General features: G+C 60.2%; 20 protein-coding genes and 1 pseudogene. 10 read left to right on the forward strand and 11 right to left on the reverse strand.

The features are described 5' to 3' along the window. The 6 genes from CLM72_RS10360 to CLM72_RS10385 all read right to left on the reverse strand — a co-directional run bounded on the left by CLM72_RS10360 (position 1) and on the right by CLM72_RS10385 (position 8,282). Entirely contained in the window at positions 1–912 is a 912-nt protein-coding gene (locus CLM72_RS10360) for a glycosyltransferase family 2 protein (protein ID WP_105226360.1), read from the reverse strand. Continuing rightward, on the reverse strand, positions 912–2,372 hold the full coding sequence (locus tag CLM72_RS10365; protein WP_105226361.1) for a mannose-1-phosphate guanylyltransferase/mannose-6-phosphate isomerase: 1,461 nt from the start codon (positions 2,370–2,372) through the stop codon (positions 912–914). The genes CLM72_RS10360 and CLM72_RS10365 overlap by 1 nt, the downstream gene beginning before the upstream one ends. Next, positions 2,372–3,811: an undecaprenyl-phosphate glucose phosphotransferase gene (locus CLM72_RS10370; protein WP_105226362.1), complete on the reverse strand. Its 1,440-nt coding sequence runs from the start codon at positions 3,809–3,811 to the stop codon at positions 2,372–2,374. Before CLM72_RS10370 ends, CLM72_RS10365 begins: the two co-directional genes overlap by 1 nt. A gap of 427 nt (positions 3,812–4,238) precedes the next feature. After that, positions 4,239–6,725 carry a TonB-dependent receptor gene (locus CLM72_RS10375; protein WP_105226363.1) on the reverse strand — a complete coding sequence of 829 codons (2,487 nt, stop codon included), beginning with the start codon at positions 6,723–6,725 and terminating at the stop codon, positions 4,239–4,241. A gap of 104 nt (positions 6,726–6,829) precedes the next feature. Then, positions 6,830–7,780: a FecR domain-containing protein gene (locus CLM72_RS10380; RefSeq protein ID WP_105226364.1), complete on the reverse strand. Its 951-nt coding sequence runs from the start codon at positions 7,778–7,780 to the stop codon at positions 6,830–6,832. Next, entirely contained in the window at positions 7,767–8,282 is a 516-nt protein-coding gene (locus CLM72_RS10385) for a sigma-70 family RNA polymerase sigma factor (RefSeq protein ID WP_034125829.1), read from the reverse strand. Before CLM72_RS10385 ends, CLM72_RS10380 begins: the two co-directional genes overlap by 14 nt. A gap of 168 nt (positions 8,283–8,450) precedes the next feature. Here CLM72_RS10385 and CLM72_RS10390 point away from each other — a divergent pair, with 168 nt between their 5' ends. Further along, positions 8,451–9,080 (forward strand): LysE family translocator, encoded by a 630-nt coding sequence (locus CLM72_RS10390; protein ID WP_105226365.1) that lies wholly within the window; start codon positions 8,451–8,453, stop codon positions 9,078–9,080. A 574-nt stretch (positions 9,081–9,654) separates the two neighbouring features. On the opposite strand, the gene inhA is transcribed toward CLM72_RS10390, so the two are convergent. Further along, positions 9,655–10,335: an isonitrile hydratase gene (gene inhA / locus CLM72_RS10395; protein WP_034125827.1), complete on the reverse strand. Its 681-nt coding sequence runs from the start codon at positions 10,333–10,335 to the stop codon at positions 9,655–9,657. An 89-nt stretch (positions 10,336–10,424) separates the two neighbouring features. Here inhA and CLM72_RS10400 point away from each other — a divergent pair, with 89 nt between their 5' ends. Continuing rightward, positions 10,425–11,393: a GlxA family transcriptional regulator gene (locus CLM72_RS10400; protein WP_105226366.1), complete on the forward strand. Its 969-nt coding sequence runs from the start codon at positions 10,425–10,427 to the stop codon at positions 11,391–11,393. On the opposite strand, the gene CLM72_RS10405 is transcribed toward CLM72_RS10400, so the two are convergent. Genes CLM72_RS10405 through CLM72_RS10415 form a run of 3 tightly spaced genes read right to left on the reverse strand, consistent with a single transcriptional unit; the run spans position 11,379 to position 14,897 of the window. After that, positions 11,379–12,290, reverse strand: coding sequence for an alpha/beta fold hydrolase (locus tag CLM72_RS10405; protein ID WP_105226367.1), 912 nt, complete (start codon positions 12,288–12,290; stop codon positions 11,379–11,381). The genes CLM72_RS10400 and CLM72_RS10405 overlap by 15 nt on opposite strands. Further along, complete coding sequence (locus CLM72_RS10410; protein WP_105226368.1) at positions 12,278–14,104, reverse strand: glycoside hydrolase family 15 protein; 1,827 nt, start codon at positions 14,102–14,104, stop codon at positions 12,278–12,280. The genes CLM72_RS10405 and CLM72_RS10410 overlap by 13 nt, the downstream gene beginning before the upstream one ends. Then, entirely contained in the window at positions 14,097–14,897 is an 801-nt protein-coding gene (locus CLM72_RS10415) for a glucose 1-dehydrogenase (protein ID WP_105226369.1), read from the reverse strand. The genes CLM72_RS10410 and CLM72_RS10415 overlap by 8 nt, the downstream gene beginning before the upstream one ends. A gap of 146 nt (positions 14,898–15,043) precedes the next feature. Here CLM72_RS10415 and CLM72_RS10420 point away from each other — a divergent pair, with 146 nt between their 5' ends. From CLM72_RS10420 to CLM72_RS29050, 7 genes are all read left to right on the forward strand, one after another. Continuing rightward, positions 15,044–15,445: a cytochrome c gene (locus CLM72_RS10420; protein WP_105229111.1), complete on the forward strand. Its 402-nt coding sequence runs from the start codon at positions 15,044–15,046 to the stop codon at positions 15,443–15,445. A 78-nt stretch (positions 15,446–15,523) separates the two neighbouring features. Then, a complete protein-coding gene (locus tag CLM72_RS10425) occupies positions 15,524–16,024 on the forward strand; it encodes a sigma-70 family RNA polymerase sigma factor (protein WP_054898227.1) in 501 nt (166 codons plus the stop codon). A gap of 26 nt (positions 16,025–16,050) precedes the next feature. Beyond that, a complete protein-coding gene (locus CLM72_RS10430; RefSeq protein ID WP_105226370.1) occupies positions 16,051–17,001 on the forward strand; it encodes a FecR family protein in 951 nt (316 codons plus the stop codon). 97 nt (positions 17,002–17,098) lie between these two features. After that, on the forward strand, positions 17,099–19,492 hold the full coding sequence (locus CLM72_RS10435) for a TonB-dependent receptor (protein WP_105226371.1): 2,394 nt from the start codon (positions 17,099–17,101) through the stop codon (positions 19,490–19,492). A 243-nt stretch (positions 19,493–19,735) separates the two neighbouring features. Further along, positions 19,736–20,752, forward strand: a complete 1,017-nt coding sequence (locus tag CLM72_RS29045) for a type III secretion effector protein (RefSeq protein WP_177430928.1) — start codon at positions 19,736–19,738, stop codon at positions 20,750–20,752. Positions 20,753–20,971: 219 nt separating this feature from the next. Then, positions 20,972–21,220 (forward strand): type III secretion protein, encoded by a 249-nt coding sequence (locus CLM72_RS10450; RefSeq protein WP_229999849.1) that lies wholly within the window; start codon positions 20,972–20,974, stop codon positions 21,218–21,220. A 421-nt stretch (positions 21,221–21,641) separates the two neighbouring features. Beyond that, the gene (locus tag CLM72_RS29050; RefSeq protein ID WP_233475384.1) at positions 21,642–22,304 is read left to right on the forward strand and encodes a type III secretion effector protein; all 663 of its coding nucleotides are present in this window, start codon (positions 21,642–21,644) and stop codon (positions 22,302–22,304) included. A gap of 9 nt (positions 22,305–22,313) precedes the next feature. On the opposite strand, the gene CLM72_RS10460 is transcribed toward CLM72_RS29050, so the two are convergent. Beyond that, the gene (locus CLM72_RS10460; protein WP_105226373.1) at positions 22,314–23,465 is read right to left on the reverse strand and encodes an MFS transporter; all 1,152 of its coding nucleotides are present in this window, start codon (positions 23,463–23,465) and stop codon (positions 22,314–22,316) included. A 359-nt stretch (positions 23,466–23,824) separates the two neighbouring features. Between CLM72_RS10460 and CLM72_RS10465 the strand changes: the two are divergent. Beyond that, positions 23,825–24,304: pseudogene (locus CLM72_RS10465) on the forward strand (diaminopimelate epimerase); the annotation flags it as partial. Positions 24,305–24,459: the final 155 nt, after the last annotated feature.

Below are 24,459 nucleotides of genomic sequence, written 5' to 3' on the forward strand. Positions count from 1 at the left end.
TCAAGTCCAGTAGGTGGAAAACATGCCCAGGCGCCGTTTAAGCGCGTTGGGCAGGTGGCGTTCAAGGTGGCCGAGGCGGTAACCCAGCAATTTAAAGGCACTGCGCACCACCACTTCGGGGGCGCGGTACAGCGCGTTGGCCTCGCGCAATGCGTGCAGTTCGGCCAGCACATAACGTTTGCCTTCGCCGCCGGCGTCGCCAAACGCCTGGCGAATCCACGGCTCGCGGCCGTAGAACACACCGATATCGAAGTAGCGGCGAAACTCTTCCAGCAAGCGGTAATCGTGGGAGTGATAAACCTGCGCACTCGCGGCGTAGCGCACCTGGTAGCCGGCCAGCAGCATGCGCGCGGCTACATAGGCGTCTTCACTGCCAATCACATCCTGGGGGAAACCGCCCACCGCGCTCAGGGCGCTGCGTCGGTACACCGAAAATGAGTCGGAGCTGAAGCAGGTCTTGATGCCTAGTTGCGCTGCATCGTCCAGGCGCTTAGTGCGGCTGGCCGCCGGGTAATTGAAATGCCGCGACTGCGCGCCGAGCACGCCGGCACCGGGGTGCGGCAGCTGCCGTCCATAGGCCACGCCATTGAGCGGCTCCAGTTGCAGCTCGCTGATCAGGTTGGCGAAGGTCTCGGCGGTGGCGGGGATCGCGTCCTGGGTCATGACGATCAAGGCGTCGCCGCCCACCTGTTCACTGGCCCAGCGCCGGGTACCGCCGTGGTTGAAATCACGTGCATCGATCCGCTCCACGCGGGCGCCGAATTCGCGAAAGCGCGCCACGGTGGCATCGCTCGATGCGCTGTCGACCACCAGCATTTCATCCGGTTGCAAAGTCTGCATGCGCAGCGCTGGCAGCAGGCGATCCAGATGGCTGGCCGCGTTGCGGGTGGGGATGATCAATGACGTACGCATCAGGGCTTCACTTCAACCGGCGCGCGGCCGTAGATGTCGTCATAGCGCACGATGTCGTCTTCACCCAGGTACTCACCGCTCTGTACCTCGATCATCACCAGGTCGATGATGCCGGGGTTGGTCAGGCGGTGTTTGTGCCCGGCGGGAATGTAGGTGGACTCGTTCATGTTGAGCAGGATCTCGCGCTCGCCATTGGTGATCATCGCTGCGCCGCTGACCACCACCCAATGCTCGCTGCGGTGATGGTGCATCTGCAGGGATAGCGAACCTTTGGGCTTGACCACGATGCGCTTGATTTTGAACCGCGTGCTTTCTTCCAGCACCGTGTAGGTGCCCCACGGGCGGGTGACGGTGCGATGCAGGCTGAACGCCGGGTGATTCTGGCGCTTGAGTTCGGCAACGATATGCCGCACGTCCTGGCTGCGATGGGCGTCGGCAATCAGCAGGGCATCCGGGGTGTCGACGATGATCAGGTCGCGCACACCCACTGCACCGAGTACTCGTTTGGGCGAGTCGATATAGCAATTTTGCACGTCGTGCAGGATTGCCTCGCCATTGACCTGGTTGCCATTGTCGTCACTGGGCGTGAGTTGGCGCAGGGCTTCCCAGGAGCCGATATCGCTCCAGCCTATGTCGCAGGGCACGACCGCCACCTGGGCGGATTTTTCCATCAGCGCCACATCAATGGAGATATCCGGCGCGCTGGCGAAACCTTCAGGGCTCAGTTCGCGTTGGCGACTGCTGCTGTTTTGCAGGCTCTGGCTGTGCTCCAGTGCAGCCTTGGCCGCCTCTAGAACCGCCGGGGCGTGGCTGGCCAATTCTTCCAGTAGGGTGGCTGCCTTGAAGCAGAACATGCCGCCGTTCCACAGGTGCTTGCCGCCGTCCAGGTAGCCTTGGGCGGTGGCCAGGTCGGGCTTTTCGACAAAGCGCTGCACTCGAAACCCAGCGCCCAGTGCCGGCCCTTGTTCGATATAGCCAAAGCCGGTTTCTGCTCGGTCAGGCTGGATGCCAAAGGTCACCAGGTAACCGGCCTCGGCCAGTGCGCGGGCTTTTTCCACCGCCTCGGCAAAGGCGCCTTCATCGAGGACCAGATGATCGGCCGGCATCACCAGCAACTGCGCGTCTGCGCCAAAATGCTCTTGCACGTGCAAGGCGGCCACGGCGATGGCGGCGGCGGTGTTGCGGCCAAACGGCTCCAGCAGCAGGTCGAGGCCCAGGCGCTGGGTGTTCACCGCTCGGTAGTCGTCCAGGGTGCGAAACAGCAGGTCGCGGTTGGTCACGGTCAGGATGCTGTCGACGCCCGGCAAGTGACTGGCCCGCAGGAAGGTCTTCTGCAACAGGCTCTGGTCGTCGCGCATACGCATGAAGGGCTTGGGCATGTTCTGTCGCGAAACCGGCCACAGCCGCGTACCCGAACCACCGGAGATGATGCAGGGAATCAATCCGTTAAGTGGGTTCATCAATAGACTTCCTTGGTGGAAAGAACGGCCGGGACCGTCATGAAAACGATGTAAAGGTCCAGCCACACGGACCATTTGGCGATGTATTCCAGGTCGTATTCGACCCGCTTCTGAATCTTGAACAGCGTATCGGTCTCGCCGCGGTAACCGTTGATCTGCGCCCAGCCGGTGATGCCAGGCTTGACCCGATGGCGCGAACTGTATTCGCTGACCGCCTCCTCGAAAGGAATCCCGGCGGCCTTGGTGGCCGTGGCGTGAGGGCGCGGGCCGACCATCGACATATTGCCCAGCAGCACGTTGAACAGTTGTGGCAGCTCATCGATGCTGGTCTTGCGGATGATCCTTCCCACCCGGGTGATGCGCGGGTCCTGGCGCGTGGTCTGGTTTTCGGCGTTGAGGTCGGTCTGCTCGACGTACATCGAGCGGAACTTGAACACGCGGATCAGGTTGTCGTTGTAGCCAAAGCGCTTCTGGCGAAACAGCACCGGGCCCTTGGAATCGAGTTTGATCGCGATGGCGGTCACCAGCATCACCGGCGACAGCAGCAACAGACCGATGCTGGCCAGCAGCAGGTCTTCGCAACGCTTGATAAAGGGCGACCAGCCGCGCAGTGGCAACTGCGAGGTGTTGAACATCAGGATGCCGCCCACATCGGTGATACGGTTATGGCCGTAGCGCAAGGCGGCCATGTCCGGCACCAACATGACGTTCACCGACATCTGCCGCAGGCGCTTGACCAGCCCATTGATGCGCTGCTCGGCGGCCCAGGGCAGGGTGATCATCACCTGGTTGACCTGTTCGGAGCGGATCAGCTTTTCCAGGTCGCGGGTATTGCCCAGCAACGGCAAGCGGCTCAGTTCTTTGGGAATACGCTCGGTACGGTCGTCGATAAAACCGATGAGGCCGGAGCGGATATCACTGTTGCGCGACAGGTGTTCAGCCACATGCACGGCCGTATCGGTAAAGCCCAGGATCACGGTGCGCTGGAGGAATTTGCCGTTGTCCATCAAATGGCGATACAGGCGCAGCATCAGTATCCGCTCCAGGCCAAACAGCAACAGGCTCGCGCAAAACCAGAACGCCAGGTTGCGAGGGCTCAACTGCGGGAACAGAAGCAGGATCTGGTACATGAACAACAGGATGCAAAATGCCGAGACCCAGGCCACCAGCATCACACGAAAACGCAGGCGATTGCTGAACAGGTCATCGGAGTAAACCCCCAAGGCCTGGAACAAAATAATGGTCAGGATCGCAAAGAACGCCAGCAGGCCCAGATAGTGAGCGCGCATGTGCTCAGCGACGGGATCCGGGTAGAACAGCAGGATGATCGCCGGCGAGATTGCGGTCAGCCCGTGAAGCAGTTTTACGAAAACGACAAAAAACTCAACGAAACCGGTGCGAGTTAAAAACAGGCTATCAACCGACGACTTACCGCGCATAAATCAGATCCTCAATACACCACCAGAACGTTCCTATTCGTCTGCTCATCCATAAGGCATGTGTGCTTTACAAGTGGTGCAAATCGAACGACTTCTGTTGCTGGGTAATCCGTAATGTCTGTCTACGCGCAGGCATTTACTGGGTGATGGCTAAATAGTGGCTCCCTTGAGGATTTGTGTCAATGATTTGGCTTTTTGTCCTTTTTATTTGATGTTCCTCTCAAGGTCTCCATGTTATGACGGTTTGTTGACGTGTGTGGTGGGTATTTCAGAATAATCGAGAATCGATGATGGCTTTTTGGAGTGTAGGAATAAACGTAGGGATTTGCCTGCCAGCGACGAAAAGCTTTTTGATGGCGGTGCATGAGGAAGGGGCACAGCGAACCAGGGCCGGCGTACCGGCTCTGGTGGAGGAGAGGGGCAGCGCTTAGAAGTTGCCTTTGAGGCTCAGCGTAAGGTTACGCGGCTCCCCGTAGAGATTACCCCAGCCTGCTGTACCCACGGTCTGGTAGTAGTTTTTATCGAACAGGTTGTTGCCGTTGAGCGCCACCGTCCAGGTGTCGTCCACCTGATACGCCAGGCGCGCATTCCACAACGCATATCCGGCCTGTTCCAGCTTGATGGTTTGCAAGCGGTAGTTGCTGCTCTGGGCGTTGACCCCTGCGCCGACTGTCCATTTCGAGAGCGCACCGTCCAACTGGTAGTCGCCCCACAAGCGCAGCATATGCCGTGGTACGTAGGTGTTGGACACCGCGCCTTCGGCTGCGCTGTCGATGTTCTTCAGGTTTTTGGTTTGCGTGTAGGTATAGCCGCCGAACACTTGCAGGCGTTCAAGCAATTCGCCGCTCAGCTCGGCCTCGACCCCCTGGGCGCGAACTTTGCCCGTGTCGGTGTAGCAGTAGCCGTCGGAGGAGCTACCGCAGCGGGTCTCGAAATCGGTTTGGGCGGCGTTTTTTTCGATGGCGCGAAACACCGCCAGGGAGCTGTTCAGGCGCCCGTCAAACCATTCGCCCTTGATGCCCAACTCATAGTTCTCCCCCATTTTCGGCTTGAGGGCCGAACCGCTGACCGTGGCGTAGGAGCTTTGTGGCTGGAAGATATCGGCGTAGCTGGTGTACACCGAGAGGTTGTCATTGAGGTCATAGATCAACGCGGCAAACGGCGTGACCACCCCGGTTTCCTTGGTGCGTGCGTCCTGGTCGGCCCACTCGCCCCACGCCAGGTTCAGGGATTTGCGGCGGTTTTCGTACCAGCTCACGCGACTGCCCAGAACCAGCATCAGAGGCTCGGCCAGACGCAGGCGCAAGGTGGCGTAAGCGCCGTATTGGGTGGCGGTTTCGTTGACGGTGCCGCCACGGTACATGTTGGGCCAGAAGGTATCGTCGGCAGGTTCCGGGAAGTGGTGATTGGGGTTGAAAACGCTTTGGCGCTGGGGCAGGTTGCGGATCGCATAGACATCGTCTTGGGTACCACGACTGCCATTGGCGCCGAGGATCAACTCATGTTGCAGGCCAAAGGCTTCAAATTGACCATCGATATAGGCATCCAGGCCGTAGTCTTTGTGGTCGTAGTCCAGCAATGCTGCGTAGCTGGTGAGTGTGGGGGCCGGGTTGCCATAGTCCACGGTGCTTTCGCTGGCAGCGTATTTGATGTCTTGCAGGTTGCGGCTGTGTACGGCGCTGACTTTGAGTTTCCAGGCGTCATTGAAGTGGTGAGTCACATCGGCGAACAGCGTGGTGCGCTGGCTTTGCCAGTCGTTCCAGGCTTGGCCCAGGCAGGTGGAGCGGCTCAGACCGAGGCTTTTGCCGTCGCGGTAACGCGGCAGGCCACTCCAGCACGGCGTGGAATCGACATCCTCATAGCTGGCACCGAAGCCTAAAGTGGTGTCAGGGCTGATATCCATGTCCAGGGCCGCGTAAAACGCCTGGTCCTGGCGCTTTGCAAGGTCCATGTAGGAGCCTCGATTCTGTTGGCTGACCGATGCACGGCCACGCACCGTGCCGCTGTCGTTCAACGGGCCGCCGGTGTCGAACTCGGCGTGGTAGTTATCCCAGGTGCCCGCCGACAGGCCAAGGCTGGTGGTGGGCTTGTCCTGGGGCCGCTTGCGCACGAAGTTCACCGCACCACTGGCCGTGCCGGCACCCTTGAGCATGCCAGCAGCGCCTTTGAGGACTTCTACCCGATCATAGATCGCCATGTTCGCGCTGAAACTGTCGGCTTGTATGTAGTCCTTGCCAATGTCCAGCGGTACTCCATCGAACTGGTACTGGCCGAGCATCTTGAAGCCCCGGGAGTAGAAATACTTGCCGCCCATGGGCGATTCGTAGCTGGTGATCCCCGGGGTGCGCTCCAGCAATTGGTCGATGGTGGTGATGTTCTGGTCATCCATGAGTTTGCGGGTCATCACGCTCACCGATTGCGGCGTTTGTCGCAGGCTGTGTTCGCCCTTGCCGATGGTCACCGCGCCGGTGGTGTAGGAGCCGCTGCCTTCGGTAGTAGCGCCCAGGCGTTCGCCGGTAATGGTGGTGGCGCCCAGGTTCAGGGTCGAGTTGGCGGCCTGTTGGGGCAACAGTAACCAAGCGTTCGGACCCTGGCTTTGAGCTTGCAAGCCCTGGCCTTGAAGCAGTCGGCTCAGGGCCTGTTGTGTTTCCAGAGCGCCGCTCAGCCCAGCACTGCTTTTGCCGGCTACGCTGCCGGCGTCATACGACACGCTGATACCGGCCTGCCGCGCAAATTGATCAAGGGCGCCGGCCAGTGGGCCGGGGGCGATATTCCAACTGCGCGCCTGGCGTTCGCCGCCGGGTGGCTGGGCACCTGCGCTATACGGCAGGGTACTGGCCGCCAGGCACGCGCCGAGGAGGGTCGCCTTGATGGCGTGCCTGAGAGGTAAACGCAGTGAGGGGAACGCTTGCATGACCGCGGGATGCTCCTGAAGGAAGTGGACAAACCAGCCTGTTGATCGGCCTTTCCTTACAGGTCGAATGGCAATGAGAATTCACCTCATTTATTTTTGGCCGGTCATACCCGAGCGGAGACTGTCACCCAGTAGCGGCTGCGGTAGGTCACATCAATCGCTAGCGATTGAGCCACCAACTTGAGCACCTGGTCGGTGTCGTCCAGTTGGTAAGTGCCCGAAACCCGCAACCCTGCCACGGCTTCGCTGCAACGCACCAACCCATTGCGATAGCGGCCCAGCTCGGCCAGGAAGTCGTCCAGGCGCATGTTGTGGGCGCTGATCACGCCGTCACTCCAGGCCCAGGGGTCCAGGCCGTTGTTGGGGGAAGGGCGAATGCCGCTGCGGTTGAACATCACCTGTTCCCCGGGCTTGATCACCTGGCGTGCGGCGCTGTCATGGCGATCGGCAAACACCGCCACCGCACCCTGTTGCACGGCCAGCAGGGTGCCTTGGGGTTCTTCGCGCACCAGCAAGCGCGTGCCGAGGGCGCGCAGGTAACCGTCGCGGGTATGCACCCATAGCGGGCGGTGGTCGGCGCCGGTATTGATCAATATTTCACCCTGGCGCAGGTTCACCAGCCGTTGTTCGGCGCTGGAGGTAATGTCGACGGCACTGGCGCTGTTGAGCTGGACTTTGCTGCCATCCTCCAATGTTACCCAGCGCCGCTCGCCAGTGGCAGTGCGGTAGTCCGCCATCAAGGCGGGCAGGGGCGTGTAGTCGCGGCCCAGCCAGGCTAAACCTGCGGCGCCGGCAAACAGCCCGAGCAGTTTCAGGCTTTCACGACGGCTGATGTGCTGGCGTGCGCCGTCGAGTGCATGGCGACTGACATGCGCCGGCAAGTGGTTGAAATCGTCATTCAGGGTGGCGACCCGTTGCCAGGCCTGTTGATGCGCCTCGCTGGTGTGCAGCCACTGGTCAAAGGCCGCGGTGCTGGCGTCGTCGGCGGTGTTGTAGCGCAGCTTGATCATCCACTGGATGGCCTGGTCGACCAGGCGCGAGTCAGGAGTCGGCATAGCGCAACCGGTAACAGGCGTGCAGCGCCTTGGACAGATCGCGTTCCACCGTGGCCTTGGACACGCCCAGGCGCAAGGCGATCTGCGGGCAGGTCAGGCCGTCCAACTGGGCCAACAGGAACGCCTCGCGTACCCGCGGCTTGAGCTGGTCGAGCAAACGGTCAATGCGCTCCAGGCTGTCGAGGATCAGCCGCTTTGTTTCTTCGCTCGGCACCTCTACTTGCGGGAAGTGCGCCAGGCTCTCCAGGTAGGCGCGTTCCAGTTCGCGGCGCCGGTATTGGTCGATCATCAAGCTGCGCGCGATGCTGCTCAGATACGCGCGCGGCTGCTGCAAAGTCTGTTGCTGACGCGCGTTGAGCAGGCGCACGAAGGTGTCCTGCGCGAGGTCAGCGGCGCGCTCATGGCAGCCCGTGCGCCGGCTCAACCAGCCGCGCAGCCAGGAATGGTGGGCTTGGTAAAGCTGGCCGATGGCAGCAGGGTCCAGTGGGTGATCGCTCGACATGGTCATCCTGGCGCAGCAGGCTTAATTGATAATGTTTCGCATTCTAGACGTTGGTCGTGGCATTCAGCAATCACTCGGTTCGCTGCGTGAGCAATGTATCCAGCACAATTTTTTGTAGGGCCTGCAAACGCCGATTAATCTGGATTTTTTCCAGCGGACGGTTCAACCATGATCAGCCTCGTCACACTCGGCGTTTTTTCCGGCGCTGTGTTGCTGTTGCTGCTGTCACCGGGGCCGAACATGGCGTTTGTCATCAGTCAGGGCGTCACCCATGGCTGGCGCGGCGGCGTGGCCTCGGCCCTGGGCATTGGCGTGGCCGACCTGTTGCTGACAGCGTTGACCGCCATGGGGGTGACGGCGTTGGTCGCCAGTTGGCCACCGGCATTCGATCTGATCCGTTATGCCGGCGTGATTTACCTGCTGTGGCTGGTCTTCAAAACCTTGCAGAAACGCCCCGGCCTGGGCACCGCTCACGTCGGCCGCGTGGCGTTGGGCCGAGTGTTTCTGCAGGCCATGCTCAACAGCTTGCTCAACCCCAAGGCGTTGTTGTTTTTCATGGTGTTCCTGCCACAGTTTGTGCGGCCCGAGGCGGGGCCTATCGCCTTGCAACTGATGGTGCTGGGCGGTGTGTTGACGTTGATCGCGAGCGTGTTTCATGTATTGTTGGGCCTGTTTGGCGGAGCGCTCAGCCGCTTTTTCGCCAAACGCACAAAAAGCGCCTGGCTGCAGAAATGGGGCTTGGCGGCCGTGCTGATGGCGTTGGCTGTGCGCTTGGCGGTGATGTCACGTCCTGCCTGAAGCCACGCGGGAAGCCAAGCAAGTTTCTTTGTGGCGAGGGAGCTTGCTCCCGTGACGGCCCGACAGCCGATGCTCATCTACCTGACACCCCACAATCCAAATGTGGGAGCTGGCTTGCCTGCGATGATGGCCTGACAGCCGACGCCTCTCTACCTGACACCCCACGATCCAATTGTGGGAGCGGGCTTGCTCGCGAAGGCGGCCTGACAGTCGACACAGCTATACCGTGTACATATCCATTCCTGCGGTAACGGCCACCTAGGGTTCCGCTCTGACAGCGGCTCACTTCTGAAAAAAAGCGCAAAAGTAAGCAAAACGCTCTTGCCCCGCCACTCGGCACCTCGCTTGCGTTCGGCCAGCGTGGTTTAACGGGGCGCCCAAGATCAAGAGTGACTCGCTTCGCATCGTGATTACTGTCGGCTACAACTGGACAGCCGTTGAGCACCGAAATAATCAAAAGGAGTTTCGTACAGCGGTCTAGGACTTACCTCACGTTCAAGCGTTGAAACCGGTTCATTCCCACGGACCTTCCCAGTCGCTGCAAATTCAGCGACCGGACGTGAGAAATCCAAATTCACCCCAACCGCGCAGCCGCCCGCGCAACAATCTCCCCGCGCACTTTGCGTGACTCCACCGTGCGCTTGTTGGCTTCCTCCAGCACATGCCGGGGCGCTGTCTCCGGGCGGCCTGAGTCAAACGGTGGGGCCGGCGCGTATTCGATCTGCAGTTGCACCAGTTGCGCCGCCGCTTCGCTGTACAACTCCGCGGCCAAAGTCAGGGCAAAATCGATGCCGGCGGTGATCCCGCCGCCGGTAAACAGGTTGCCATCACGCACCACACGTTCCTGTACGGGGATGGCACCGAGCGGGGCGAGCAGGTGGTGGTAGGCCCAATGGGTGGTGGCCTTGCGACCGCGCAGCAACCCTGCCGCGCCCAGTACCAGTGAGCCGGTGCACACCGAGGTCATGTAGCGCACTGTCTGGGCCTGGGCCTTGAGGAAGTCCAGGGTTTGCGGGTCTTCCATCAATGGGCCCACACCGGCGCCGCCGGGTACGCAAAGCACATCCAGGTTCGGGCAGTCGGCGTAGGTCATGGTCGGCGTGAACACCAGGCCAGTGCTGGAGGTGATCGGCGCGAGGTCTTTCCACACCAGGTGCAGCTTCACGTCTGGCAGCGAACCGAGGACATCATAGGGGCCGGTAAGGTCCAGTTGCTGGATGCCGGGGAACAACAGAAAGCCGATCTGCAAGGTCATGATTCAAGCTCCGAAAAGGAATGGACGTGCTCACTGTAGAAGCCTAGGCTTTGGCGAATACGCCATTGAGCCCACTAATCTCGCCAATCATGCCTAAAATTATTCATGTACTCGCGTTTGAGAATGCCCAGGTACTCGATGTCACCGGGCCTCTACAGGTATTCGCATCGGCTAACGATTTGGCGCGCCAGCATGATTTGCCATTGCCCTACGCGGTCAACGTCATCGCCGCTCAGGCTGAGCCGGTGATGACGTCCTCCGGCCTGGCGCTGCTGGCTGAGCCGCTGCCCGCCATTGACCAGCCCTGCGACACCCTGGTGATCGCCGGTGGCTGGGGCGTGTACGGCGCTGCCGAGGACCCGGCGCTGGTGCAGTGGGTGCGCGATAAATCCCATTACACCCGGCGCATGGCTTCGGTTTGCACCGGGGCTTTTCTGCTGGCCGCCAGTGGTTTGCTCGATGGCTGCCGCGTGGCCACGCACTGGACGCGCTGTGAAGAACTGGCGCGCAAGTTCCCTGCGCTCACGGTGGAGGCCAATCCGATTTTCATCCAGCAAGGTGCGGTGTGGACGTCTGCTGGTGTGACCGCCGGGATCGACCTGTGCCTGGCCCTGGTAGAGGATGACCTGGGGCGTGAGATTGCCCTGGAGGTGGCGCGCCACTTGGTGGTGTTCCTCAAGCGCCCTGGCGGTCAGTCGCAATTCAGCGTGACGTTATCCCTGCAAAAGAGCGACAGCCGTTTTGCCGAGCTGCATGCCTGGATAGCCGATCACCTGACGCTGGATCTGAGCATCGCCACCCTGGCGGCCCAGGCTGGCATGAGCGAGCGCAGCTTTGTACGCCACTACCGCACCGAGACTGGCCAAACCCCGGCGCGGGCTGTGGAACTGATTCGCGTCGAAAACGCACGCCGGCAACTGGCAGATAGCACAACCTCCATCAAGCGTATCGCCAGGCAATGCGGTTTTGGCTGTGAAGAGACTTTGCGCCGCAGCTTTCTAAGGGCTTTGTCGGTGACGCCCCAGGCTTATCGAGAGCGTTTTTCACCGCTCCAGTAGTTCCAGCAAAGCTTGAAGCGTGACCTGAGGCGCTTCCTGGAAAACGTTATGACCCACGCCGGGCAACACCTGGCGGCGATAAAAACCGCTGAAGTGCTCCACGTCATCATCCTCCAGCGACGGTGGGCCCACGCCATCGTCGGCCCCGCACAGCGAAATGCTCGGTACTGATATCGGCGGTTGCGGCTCCAGCGCCTGCTCGATGTATTCCAGCGCGGGATCACCCGGCGCATACATGAAGCGATGGCGATAGGAGTGAATCACCACCTCGACAAAATCCGGGTTATCAAACGACGGCGCGGTCAGGGCGTAGCGGCTTGGCCCTTCGGCCCAGGACGGTGACCACAGCGTCCAGAGCAATTGGCAGAGTTCACGCCGGTTGGCCGTCAAGCCGTCGACCCCGCGCTGGGTGTGAAAGTAGTACTGATACCAGAGCCGGTGCTCTGTCTCAGGTGGCCTGGGCTTGAGCGACTGGCTGATGGCCTGGATGTTGTAGCCATCGCCGGTCACCAGGCCGCGCACCCGCTGCGGCCATAGCGCCGCGACAATACAGGCGGCGCGCCCACCCCAGTCAAAGCCGGCGAGGGTGGCTTGCGGGATCGACAATGCATCCATGAAGTCGAGCAAGTCCTTGGCCAGCGCTGCCTGTTGGCCAGAGCGCATCACTTGCGTGTTGATAAATCGCGTCGGGCCATAACCGCGTAAATACGGGACCAATACCCGATAACCACGTTCAGCCAGCACCGGCGCGATGTCGTCGTAGCCCCGTGGGTCGTAGGGGAAGCCATGCAACAGGATCACCGGTTCGCCATCGATGGGGCCGTGGGTTTCGTAAGCCACATCAAGCAGGGTTGTGCGCACATACAGCAGCGGGGCGGGGGACGTTACGGTTGCCATACGGTTTTCTCCCCGCTGAGTTTGCGGTCCAGGAACGTTGCCGCACTGATCAATGCCAAGTGGCTCAAGGCCTGGGGCGTGTTGCCCAGGTGCCGGGCCTGGCTGTCGAACTCTTCGGCGTACAACCCCAGCGGGTTGGCGTAACGCAGCAACTGTTCGAATTCCAGATGGGCCTTTTCAACTTGCCCGGCGCGCGCCAGGCATTCGACGTACCAGAACGAACAGGCGGCAAACGCGCCTTCGACGCCTTGCAGCCCATCGATCTGGCTATCGTCATTGCGGTAGCGGTAGACCATGCCGTCGCGCACCAGGCTCTTCTGGATCGCTTCCAGTGTCGATAGCCAGCGCGGGTCCGTGGCGGCGACAAAGCGCACCAGCGGCATCAACAGCATCGAGCCGTCGAGGGCGGTGCTGCCGGTATGCTGCACAAAATGCCCGCGTTCTTCGTTCCAGAAGTTAGTCCAGATGTCGGCGTAGATCGCCTGGCGCGTCTGGTCCCAGCGTGCGAACGGGGCCGGCAGCGAACGTTTGGAGGCCAGGCGAATGGCACGGTCCAGGGCCACCCAGCACATCAGGCGTGAGTGCAGGAAGTGGTGCTGCTCACCGCGCATTTCCCAGATGCCCACGTCTTTGTGGTTCCAGATCTCACACACTTGGTCGACCACTTCCACCGTGTGTTTCCAGCCTTGGTGGGAGATGGCTTCGCCGTACTTGTTGACCAGATAAACCGCGTCCATCAGTTCGCCGTAGATATCCAGCTGGATCTGGTCGAACGCTTCGTTGCCCACCCGCACCGGCTGGGCGCCGCCGTGGCCGCTCAAGTGGTCGAGGGTGGTTTCCGGCAGTTCCTGGCGACCGTCGATGCCGTACAGGATGTTGATCTTGGTCGGCTGGCCGCAGCAGTCGCTGACCCGGCCCCTGAGCCAGCGCATATAGGCGTTGGCTTCCTCGACGAAACCCAGGCGCATGAACGCATAGACGGTGAACGAGGCATCGCGGATCCAGGTATAGCGGTAGTCCCAGTTGCGTTCGCCGCCGGGCGTTTCCGGCAGCCCGAACGTGGCCGCGGCGATGATGGCGCCGTGTTTGCGCGAGGTCAGGAGTTTCAGCGCCAGGGCCGAGCGGTTGACCATCTCGCGCCAGCGCCCGCGATAGTTGGACTGGCTGATCCAACCGCGCCAGAACTTCAAGGTGCGCTCCAGGTAGAGGTCGGTACAGTCGTTGGTGACGCGCGCATCCTCCTGGCCACCGAGGACAAATTCGGCGCCTTCATCCTGGGCGAGGGTAAAGGTGGCGATGGCGGTGTTGCCTTGGAGGGTCAGCGGCTGGCTGCCAATCAGGCGCAGGCCGGGCTGGCCGCTGGCGGTGAACACCACGCTGGCAGCCTCGGCATTCGCCTCGGTGGGGGCCCGGGCATAGTCGTGGCGCACGGTGCAGCTCAGGTGGATAGTCGCCTTGCCACTGACCACCCGTACCCGCCTGATCAGCAAGGGCAGTTCATCGACGTTTTCGCTGACGGTCAGCAGGTCGGTGATCTCCACCACCGCTTCATCGCTCAGCCAGCGAGTCTGCAGCACATTGGTGTCGGGCAGGTAGATCTGCTCGCGGCGGGCGTTGGGTAGGTCCGGGGTAAGCTGGAACGTGCCGGCCTCGGGCGTGTCGAGCAGTGCGCAAAACACCGAAGGGCTGTCGAATTCCGGCCAGCAGAAGAAGTCGATGCTGCCGCGGTCGTTCACCAGTGCCGCGCTGCGCATGTCGCCAATGATCCCGTGGGCATCAATGGCGCTTTGAGGTTCGTTCTTGAAATCAACCATTGCCACGGAACTCCGGGTAGAGGCTCATACCGCCATCGATGAACAAGGTGCTGCCAACCACATAATCAGAGGCATCGCTGGCCAGCCAAACCACCGCATTGGCCACATCTTCCACATCACCGACGCGGCCATAAGGAATCAATTTGAGCAGCTCTTTTTCTGCAGCGCCTTCAGTGGCTGCGCGGTTGATCGCCGTGCGAATCGCCCCAGGCGCAATGCCGTTGATACGGATGCGCTGTTCGCTGACTTCCTGGGCGAGGGTGCGCATCAGCATCTCCACGCCGCCCTTGGACGCGGCGTAATTCACATGTCCGGCCCAGGGGATGACTTGATGCACCGAACTCATATGGATGATTTTGCCGGCGGCCCGTGACACACCTTCGCGAATACCCTGGCGATTGAAGATACGCACCGCCGCGCGCGCGCAGAGGAACTGCCCGGTGAGGTTGACGCCAATCACCGTGTTCCAATCCTCAAGGGTCATATCGACCAGATTGGCGTCTTTTTGCAGGCCGGAGTTGGCCACCAGAATATCCAGATGGCCGAAGGCGTCGAGGGTTTGCTCGAACAGGCGTTCGACATCGGCCTCCTTGGACACATCGCCGCCAATCGCAAGCGCTCGGCCGCCGTTGGCATTGATCTGCGCGGCGAGGGCCTCAGTCGGTGCCGCCTGGGAGTTGTAGTTAAGCACTACCGCCGCGCCTGCCGCGGCCAGGGCTTTGGCCGCGCCCGCGCCAATGCCGGAACTGGCCCCGGTGACCAGGGCCACTTGTTGCTGCAAGGAAATCTGCATCGCCCACCCACCGTTTTATGAGAGTCCTTCTTGCTGACTGGCGGCTGGGAGCGGAAGTTCACCCCCTGGCGCTTACGCCCAACTCGGGCAAAGCGCGACTTTATCGTATGATGCTGAAAACAAAGGGCAATACAGGAAGCGATGGAATGCATGCGTGGGCCGATACCCGATGGATGAAACTATTACTCAGCGGCGTAGTGGCCGCTTTATCACTGGCTCAGACAGCCTTGTGCGTCGCGGAAAACAGCAATGGTAAAGCGCTGTATCTACAGCGCTGTGCTGTGTGCCACGGGCCCGATATCAAAGGCACGGGGCCATTGGCAAAAAAAAGTAATCCGCCAACCCCCGACCTGACAACTGCCACCTTCAAGAAACGATTCCATGATTATCCGGGCGTTATCGTCTCCTCGGTCATCCTTCGCCCCAATGGCAACCTGATCCCCAAGACGCTGCAAGACAATGGCGTAAAGATCGCGCCACATGCCTGGAGCGTTAAAGACTTTCGCGATTTGCATCAATACATGAGTGAGATCATTTCAAACAAATAGTGGGGGGCGATGAGCTGCAATTGCCCTGCTTAATAGGAAGCATTACTATTCACGCCCCGCCTCCCCAGTGCTCTCGCGATGACTCCTCAGCCGCCCCGCAGAACAGGCTTTTTCGAGCACTACGAAGAGTTGATCGGCACCTGGACGCGCCGCCTGAGAAACCGTCAGCAAGCCGAAGACCTGGCGCACGACACCTTCGTGCGGGTGCTTGAGTCCGCTGCCTGCGAGGTGGCGCAACCGCGCGCTTACCTGCATCAAACCGCGCGCAATATTGCGGTGGATGCCTACCGCCGCGAAGACCGCCGCGAGGCGTTGACGTTGCAGGCGGCTGATCACAGCACGCCTCACAGTAGCGACCCGGAGCATTACATGCATGCCATCCAGTTGGCCGACGCCATCGAGCGGGCGCTGGCCGAGTTGCCGCTCAACTGTCGCAGGATTTTCATCTGGCAAAAGATCGAAGGGCTCACCCAGCAGGAAATCGCCACACGCCTGGGGCTGTCTAAAAACATGGTGGAAAAGTATATGATCCGCACCCTGCGGCATCTGCGTGATCGTCTGGATGCGAGCGCGCCATGACCGGCTTTGAAACAGGATCTTCCACGATGGATAACCGTGTCCGTGATGAGGCCGCGCAGTGGTTTGTACGCCTGCAAGACGGCCCATTGAGCGCCCAGGAACGTCAATGTTTCGATGCCTGGCGCAGGTCGCAGCCCGCGCATCAGTACGAAATCGATGTGCTGCAAGGGCTATGGAGTGCGACGGATTTGCTGCCCAAGGCCCGCTTGCAGGCGCTGGGCGATGCGCCGACCGAGCGCCTTGGACGGCGTGCGCTGCTGCGTTATGCCGTGGCCGCCAGTGTGGTCGCCGTTGCAGTGGGCCTGGGTGCGTACAGCGGGCTGGGGCAGCCAAAGCCCTACAATGCCGAATTCAGCACGCGGTTAGGCGAGCATCGTCAGGTGACCTTGCCCGACGGTTCCGTGATGGACCTCAACAGCCGCAGCGTGGTCGCGGTTCACTACGAAAAGGGCCGTCGGGGCGTGGAACTCAAGCAGGGCGAGGCGATGTTCAGCGTGCAGCATGACGCCGGGCGCCCGTTTGTGGTCGCAGCCGGGGCAGGGCAGGTGACCGTCACCGGCACGCGCTTTGATGTACGTCGGGAGGCGGACCAGACCCGCGTGGCGGTCGAAGCCGGCACGGTCAAGGTGCAGGGCCGGGCATCCGATCACATCGTCACGCTCACCGCCGGGCGTGGCACCCATGTCGATCCCCAAGGCCAAGTGGCGGCGGCCTACGCGGTGAACCCTGAAGAACTGACCGCGTGGCGCAACGGTAAACTGGTGTTCAACAACGCCACCCTGGTCGACGTGGCGCGGGAAGTGTCGCGCTACCGCGAGCAACCGCTGCGTGTCGGTACGGCAGCGGTGGGCAATCTGCGCTTGAGCAGTGTCTTCAACTCCAGCGATACCGATGCCTTGCTCAAGGCCTTGCCCCACATCCTGCCGGTCGCCTTGCGCACTTTGCCGGACGGTAGCCAGGAAATTATTTCGCGCTGACATTCAGGTTTTTTTCGAGTTCTTCGTCTTCTCCTGCAACTGCAACTGGTTTGCATTAACGGCCGCGCATGCTTGCGATCACAGGACTAGGTTCGACGTGAAAAAACTTGCCCCCCACAACAATAAAATTTCCCGCTGGGCGCCCTTGGCCCTGGCCGTTGCCATCAGTACCGCACAGGCTGCCGAGGGTATCCACATTCGTGCGCAATCCCTCGGCGCAGCCTTGAGCCAATTGGGCCAGCAGACCTCGCTGCAAGTGTTCTTCAGCACCGATATGGTTGCCGGCAAGCAAGCTCCTGCGGTCGATGGCAACCTCTCGCCCGAACAAGCCCTGCGGCAATTACTGCAAGGCAGTGGCCTGGATTACCAGATTGACGCCGGCTCCGTGACCTTGCGTCCGGTGAGCCGCGGCACCGGTGAAGCGGGCTCACCGCTGGAACTGGGGGTCACCGATATCAAGGTGGTGGGCGACTGGCTTGCCGACGCCGATGCCGAAGTGGTGCAGAACCATCCCGGCGCACGCACCGTCATTCGACGCGAAGCCATGGTAGAGCAGGGCGCGATGAACATCGGTGACGTCCTGCGCCGCGTGCCTGGCGTGCAAGTGCAGGAATCCAACGGCACCGGCGGCAGTGATATTTCCCTCAACGTCGGCGTACGCGGCCTGACCTCGCGCCTGTCACCGCGCTCCACCGTGCTGATTGACGGCGTACCGGCTGCGTTCGCTCCCTATGGCCAGCCACAGCTGTCGATGGCGCCGATTTCTGCCGGTAACCTGGAAAGTATCGACGTTGTCCGCGGTGCGGGTTCAGTGCGTTATGGGCCACAGAACGTCGGCGGCGTGATCAACTTCGTGACCCGTGCGATCCCGCAAGACTTCTCCGGTGAAGTCGGCACCACCCTGCAAACGTCTGCCCACGGTGGCTGGAAGCATGTAGAGAATGCCTTTATCGGCGGCACGGCCGACAACGGTATCGGCGCCGCGCTGCTGTACTCCGGGGTCAACGGTAACGGTTACCGCAACAGCAACAACGGCAACGACATCGATGATGTGATCTTCAAAACCCACTGGGCGCCGACCGATCAAGACGATTTCTCGCTGAACTTCCACTATTACGATGCCAGCGCCGATATGCCCGGCGGCCTGACCCAGAAGCAGTTCGATGCCAACCCGTACCAATCGGTGCGTGACTGGGACAACTTCAGCGGGCGCCGCAAGGACGTGTCGTTCAAGTACATCCGCCAGATCGACGACCGCACCCAGGCCGAAGTGCTGACTTACTATTCCGACAGTTTCCGTGGCAGCAACATTGCCAACCGCGATCTCAAGACCCTCAGCTCCTACCCGCGCACCTACTACACCTTCGGCATCGAGCCGCGTGTGTCCCATGTGTTTGACCTGGGGCCCAGTACCCAGGAAGTCAATGTGGGTTATCGCTACCTCAAAGAAGGCATGCACGAGGAGGCCACCAGCCTGAACCTGGTCAACAACGTACCGACGCCGGGCGGGCAGAGCGACGGTCACGTGTATCAGGACCGCACGGGGGGCACTGAAGCCAACGCCTTCTATATCGATAACAAAATCGATATTGGCAAATGGACCATCACCCCGGGCATTCGCTTTGAAGATATCCGTACCGAATGGCATGACCGCCCGGTCGTTGCCCTGAACGGCAAGCGTACCGAGGAAAAACGCCGCGAGGTCCACAACAACGAACCGCTGCCGGCGCTGAGCGTGATGTACCACGTGTCTGACGCCTGGAAACTGTTCGCAAACTACGAAACCTCCTTCGGCAGCCTGCAGTATTTCCAACTCGGCCAGGGCGGTACCGGCGACCAGACGGCCAACGGCCTGAACCCGGAAAAGGCCAAGACCTACGAGGTCGGTACGCGCTACAACGACAGCGTCTGGGGCGGCGAAGTGACGCTGTTCTACATCGACTTCTCGGATGAACTGCAATACGTCAGCAATGACGTGGGCTGGACCAACCTCGGCGCCACCAAGCACAGCGGCATCGAAGCATCAGCCCATTACGACCTGTCCAACCTCGACCCGCGCCTCGACGGCCTGACCGCCAACGCGGGCTTCACCTACACCAAGGCCACCTCCGAAGGTGATGTACCGTTCAAGGGCCGTGACCTGCCACTGTATTCCCGCCAAGTGGCGACCCTGGGCCTGCGTTACGATGTCAACCACTGGACCCACAACCTGGACGTCTATGCCCAGTCCGGCCAGCGTGCGCCCGGCACCGGCACCACCTATATCACCCAAGGCTCTGCTGATGGCCAATACGGTGATATCCCCGGGTATGTCTCGGTCAACCTGCGCAGCGGCTACGACTTTGGCGCGCAACTGTCGAACCTGAAACTGGGCGTGGGCGTGAAGAATGTCTTCGACCAGCAGCATTACACACGCTCTAGCGACAACAATGCAGGGTTGTACCTGGGTGAGCCTCGCACGTTCTTCCTACAGGCAAGCGTAGGGTTTTGAGCTTTAGCCGATGAAGAAAAATCGCGATCTCAAAGGTCGCGATTTTTTTTGGCCCGGGGCCAGGGGCACCGCCCATACATCGCTAGAAGATCGCCGCTATCCAAGCGTTCCTACACCTTGATCACATATTGTTGCTGGATCAGGAACTGATTCCGACGCAAAACCACACATGGGAAAGCTGATGGGCTTCGACATTGCGTTGGAGCGACAAGCTGAAAATCGCCCACTGTCATGGAGAAACTTATGTCGGTATCGATGTTGGATACACCCGTCTCTGCTTCAGCAACGTCTGACCTTCCACCGGCCAAGGTCGACATCAAAGTCGCTAACGAGGCTGCTGCTGCGCGTTCTTTCAATGGCCAGAATGCTGCCCATGTTAATTTCCAATCCAGGGAGAACAAGGATGGGCCGGTATTTGGTAGTCCTCAGGTGCCGACCACCGCGGCTGACGCGCATGGGCGTCACCACAGCCCGCAGGGGGCGCAGAGTTTGCTGAGCCAATTCAAGCAGTGGGTCGGTCATTGCTTCAGCGGACATCGGCCGCCCACGCATCCTGATTGTGAACATCGGCCGCCAAGGCCGAACCCAGGTTGCAGCAACCCGCCCCCCAGACCGAATCCTATTGAGAGCAATCCTCCACCACGACCGGACCCCACCGCAGGTCGACCGTGTCCGCCCGCCCCCGGCAGGCCGGATCCGCAGTACGCGTTGAAGAACCGCGAAGAGTTGGCCCAACAACTGCTCGACAGCTTCAATGCCTTCAGAGACCCGAAGAAGCCTGGCTACGTCAGCGTTGACAGCATTCTTGCGATGGCGAAAAGAGGGTGGTCACCTAACCCCGTCATGAACGAGAACATCCGCCTGGCCAATGAGCTGCTACGACGCCCGGAACTGATGGCAGCGATGGATCGGCACAGTTCCACCGGCGCCCTGGATGGTCTTATCGACCGGCAAAAACTGAATATGGTGATCAAAGGAGAAAACTACTTCAAGTACAAGACTGACAAGGAACTGGCCGGTGAGCTGCTTGATCATTTCGACGAGTTGAAGAAAAGGAGCGGGGGCTCAAGCCTGAAAATCAGCGAGCTGAAAGAGTGGGCGCGCAAGCCGCTCAGTGGCGATGCAGCCAAGGACCATCTGATTCAGTTATCCCAGGAAATACTCACGCGCAGTGACGTGCTCGAAAAAATGGATAACCACTTCAGTAAATACGGCGATGGGAAGATCAGCCGTAGAGGGTTGTACTCGTTGTCCCGCTGACCGCTCTTGCGGCGCCACCTTTTTGAGGTGGCGCCAGTTTTATATGTTTCAAGGAACGAATTATTCCCGGTTGCCACATAGGTGGTACCTGCGGTAGTGATTTGGCATGCCGTTTTTTCAGCTTTCGAATGAGGGAAACATATGACTTCAACCTCGTTTAATTCCCCCAAACCTGGCCCTCTCGACCTTTTGCACAACACCCAGCAAGCGAGTCTGGCAATGCCAGAGGAGTGCGCAGCGTCGCAAAGTCTTCCCTTTGAGTCGACCGAATATGAGGCCGAGGCGCGGCGCATGAAGGCTTATGCCGGCGAGCGCAAATTCCAGGCGCCCGTTTCGGATGATTTTTCCCGGGGCCTGCTGGCGGAGTTGCAGACGCCGGGGGCCGGTGGCGATTCATTGAAAGACACCGGCTTGATCAACAGCCTGGCAGGCTGGTGGCGTAGGCGAAAGCTGGATGAGGGTGGTTGACCACGGTTTTACATATTGTCATTGGTATTAGCCTTTTACTCGGAACTGTCGAGCCCATCCAACCACACATGAGGTACCTGCCTGAGGAGAGTCTATTCGTTGATTTTGCCCATCACGGCACAGACCACCCAGCGGATATGCATCTGAAAAGAGTTGGAGAAAACCCATGACAATTAAGGGTGCAGTACCTTCCGGCCGGCCGCTTCCTCCCGACAGGCTGGCCGCACAATCAACCACTCCACCACCGGTCTGCCAATCTGAAACCTGGTATGAAGCCCCGTCCGCGCCCTCGGCTGGAGGCTCGCACAAACCCTTTCTCTTGCGTGGGACCTTATCCGCTCTGCGCTATCGAGACTTGCAGAACTCCCCTGTTGAGCGGGCCAGTGGTTCCCTGCCGAGTGCGACTACAAAGGATAGCCAGTTGGCAAAGGCCTTGGAAAAATCCTTCGGCGTGGTGCACCCGTTCCTGAATGACGGGCGCTTGACTTGGACGTCCATGCAGCGGATCGCTGCTCAACCGACGGGTGAAAACGAGGTGTTGGACAACGCGATCCAGGTCGTCAGAGAAATTCTCAAACGGCCTCGGCTAAGCGACGCTATCTTCAGCCGTGATGGCGATATCACACGTGACAGCCTCCGTACTGCTGCCCAGACCTTGCAGGGCAACAGCTCTCCAAGTGTTTTCAGCCAGGATCCGTTTCATGCTCAAAGCAATGCACAGGTGGTGCAAGCGCTGCAAAGCCAGTTTGCGCACCTGCGAGACGAGACCATGGATCGAACCTATCTCTTTGAAACGCATCAGTACGTTGAAATAGCCAAGCTTCGGTCGGTAATGCAAGACCCGTATGAGGTAGATCAACACGGCGCGCCTGTGCTGGATACGTCTACAGGCATGCCCAGGTCCCAATACAGCGAGCTCAGTGTCTACACAGCGAAGAATATTCTTGACCGTCCGGGTTTGCTGTCGTCATTACAGCGAGCCAATGGCACACGACTGTTTGGCCCGCCTCACAAGGACGGTTGGCTCAGCAACAAAAGCCTCGAACGTTGGCGGGAGCAGGACGATGCTCGCAAAGCGCGTTGAAGCTTGGACTTATACCTTGAGGATTTTTCCACTGATGGCTACTGCAGCCAGCAATACCGCGATCAGGATGAACGCAGTACTCAAGCTGCTGCCATGGGCGATAAAGCCAATCATGGCGGGGCCGGCGAGAATCCCGGCGTAGCCCAATGTGGTGATGGCAGGCACTGCAATATGCTCTGGCATCACCGTTTGCTTACCCACGGCGGTATACAGTACCGGTACGATATTCGAACACCCTGCACCCACCAGCGCGTAGCCGAGCAGCGCCGTTTCCCACGCTGGCAATAGGGTCGCGAGGAGCAAGCCGGCACAGGCCAGCGCGCCACCGAGCACGATTACGCGAGTGGGCCCCAGGCGTCGAACAATGGCATCGCCGGTCAGGCGTCCAGCAGTCATGGTCAAGGCAAATGCCGCGTACCCCAGGCCGGCGTAAGCCTCATCCAGGCCGCGCTCGGCGCTGAGGAACACAGCACTCCAATCCAGCACGGCACCTTCAGCCAGGAATACGATGAAACACAGGCAACCGATAAACAACACCACGCCATGGGGCACTGCAAATGCCGGTCCCGAGCTTTTGCTGCCATAAGGCAACAAATGCGGTGCGGCTTTCAACAGCGCCGCCACCGTGATAACGACGACCACCAGAGTCGCCTGCAATGGCGACAGGCCCAGCCCCAGCAACCCCGCAACCCCCGCTGCGCCGACAATGCCCCCCAGGCTGAACAACCCGTGAAAGCCCGACATCATGGTTTTGCCACTGGCGCGCTCAACGATCACCGCTTGCAGGTTGACGGTGGAGTCCACGGTGCCCAGGCCCGCGCCAAACAGGAATAACCCCGCGATCAACAGCGGGATCGAACTGACAGTGGCCAGCATCGGCAGGGCCAGGCAGATCATCAGCGTCCCTGCGGTGAGCACGCGTCGGCAGCCAAAGCGAGATGCCAGCACGCCCGCAGCGGGCATCGCGATGATCGACCCCACCCCCAGGCACAACAACAGCAGGCCAAGGGTGCCTTCATTCAGATTTGCACGCGCCTTGGCGTACGGCACCAAAGGCGCCCAGGCGGCGATACCAAAGCCTGCGATAAAAAAAGCGATGCGGGTCGACATCTGCTCCAGCCGCCCGGGAACCACGGGGGCAGGGGTGGGAATGGCAGTCATGAAAAATCCTTGGTTTGGCGTTCAACGAACGATGTCCGGCGCGACATCCTTGCACATCAGGCCCTGTCGAGCGAGCTGGGTTCCTTTTGTGATCAGGATTAAAAACGCAGATCGCGAGCTTTTTTTTACAAAAAATGGAACGCTTTGGCGTCGGGTAACCACGTAGGAATGGTCGAACCTGTAGGAGGTGGTCCGGAAGGTGTGTACTCCCTGCAGGAGTGGCTGAACCCCAGGTTCTTGCAGTGGCTTACTGCCTTTGCGCCCACCTCCCACAGATCGACCGTTCTGTAATACGCTGCTGTCCCGGTGGTCGATAAGTGAGCGGACGAATCGATGAAAAATCTCTGGCTGGCGTGGTCATGACTCGGTTCTACGATGCACGCGGAAATATCTATGGGGTGGTCAGCCCGGCCCATTTGCGCGGTCTGGGTATCGATGTGCCCGACAACGCCCGCTTGGCTGCAAGCACGCGCAAGATGTGGGCCGCGTCGGCCATTGCGTCCGAATGTGGCTGGGGTGCATTACCACCACCGGCCGGTGCAAAGGCGTATCGCTGTGATGGTTTGTTAGTCGGGCCATTTCAAGCACGGCCACCGTTTGATCTGCTGATCATCAATACCGACAGTTCTCTCGCCGAACGCAGTGGTAATGGCCTGACCATTTTTGCTCAGGCGTTAACCGACCAGGGGTTAATGGTGCACGGTAGCGAGTTGCGGGTGTATCACGACAAGCCGGATGCGGTATCGCCCGTGATCACCTATGTCGAGCCGGCGAAGCATGAACAGGTGCCAGGCTTCTGGCTGGCGTTGGGCAGGCCCGAGTTTGGCCCCTTGGCGGTGGTGATGCCGGGTGGCACGGCGCCAGTGCGATTGCAGACTGAGTCTGGAAATGTGCTGAGTGTGAGTCTTTTCGGGACGGCGCGACTAACTATTTAGACCTCGGAGCAGCAGGCGCCTTGAATTAGTGTCAGCTGTTTCCTTAAAGCTTAGTTGTA

The sequence above is a fragment of the Pseudomonas sp. MYb193 genome (assembly GCF_002966775.1).
Taxonomy (GTDB): domain Bacteria; phylum Pseudomonadota; class Gammaproteobacteria; order Pseudomonadales; family Pseudomonadaceae; genus Aquipseudomonas; species Aquipseudomonas paracarnis.

Excerpts from the sequence above, each read along its gene's own strand:
- CLM72_RS10410 (WP_105226368.1), bottom strand. The coding sequence starts at position 14,104 with ATGGTTGATTTCAAGAACGAACCTCAAAGCGCCATTGATGCCCACGGG.
- CLM72_RS10400 (WP_105226366.1), top strand. The coding sequence starts at position 10,425 with ATGCCTAAAATTATTCATGTACTCGCGTTTGAGAATGCCCAGGTACTC.
- CLM72_RS10390 (WP_105226365.1), top strand. The coding sequence starts at position 8,451 with ATGATCAGCCTCGTCACACTCGGCGTTTTTTCCGGCGCTGTGTTGCTG.
- CLM72_RS10430 (WP_105226370.1), top strand. The coding sequence starts at position 16,051 with ATGGATAACCGTGTCCGTGATGAGGCCGCGCAGTGGTTTGTACGCCTG.
- CLM72_RS10360 (WP_105226360.1), bottom strand. The coding sequence starts at position 912 with ATGCGTACGTCATTGATCATCCCCACCCGCAACGCGGCCAGCCATCTG.
- CLM72_RS10380 (WP_105226364.1), bottom strand. The coding sequence starts at position 7,780 with ATGCCGACTCCTGACTCGCGCCTGGTCGACCAGGCCATCCAGTGGATG.
- CLM72_RS10405 (WP_105226367.1), bottom strand. The coding sequence starts at position 12,290 with ATGGCAACCGTAACGTCCCCCGCCCCGCTGCTGTATGTGCGCACAACC.
- CLM72_RS10460 (WP_105226373.1), bottom strand. The coding sequence starts at position 23,465 with ATGACTGCCATTCCCACCCCTGCCCCCGTGGTTCCCGGGCGGCTGGAG.
- inhA (WP_034125827.1), bottom strand. The coding sequence starts at position 10,335 with ATGACCTTGCAGATCGGCTTTCTGTTGTTCCCCGGCATCCAGCAACTG.
- CLM72_RS10415 (WP_105226369.1), bottom strand. The coding sequence starts at position 14,897 with ATGCAGATTTCCTTGCAGCAACAAGTGGCCCTGGTCACCGGGGCCAGT.
- CLM72_RS10365 (WP_105226361.1), bottom strand. The coding sequence starts at position 2,372 with ATGAACCCACTTAACGGATTGATTCCCTGCATCATCTCCGGTGGTTCG.
- CLM72_RS10425 (WP_054898227.1), top strand. The coding sequence starts at position 15,524 with ATGACTCCTCAGCCGCCCCGCAGAACAGGCTTTTTCGAGCACTACGAA.
- CLM72_RS10420 (WP_105229111.1), top strand. The coding sequence starts at position 15,044 with ATGCATGCGTGGGCCGATACCCGATGGATGAAACTATTACTCAGCGGC.
- CLM72_RS10370 (WP_105226362.1), bottom strand. The coding sequence starts at position 3,811 with ATGCGCGGTAAGTCGTCGGTTGATAGCCTGTTTTTAACTCGCACCGGT.
- CLM72_RS10385 (WP_034125829.1), bottom strand. The coding sequence starts at position 8,282 with ATGTCGAGCGATCACCCACTGGACCCTGCTGCCATCGGCCAGCTTTAC.
- CLM72_RS10375 (WP_105226363.1), bottom strand. The coding sequence starts at position 6,725 with ATGCAAGCGTTCCCCTCACTGCGTTTACCTCTCAGGCACGCCATCAAG.
- CLM72_RS10450 (WP_229999849.1), top strand. The coding sequence starts at position 20,972 with ATGCCAGAGGAGTGCGCAGCGTCGCAAAGTCTTCCCTTTGAGTCGACC.
- CLM72_RS29045 (WP_177430928.1), top strand. The coding sequence starts at position 19,736 with ATGTCGGTATCGATGTTGGATACACCCGTCTCTGCTTCAGCAACGTCT.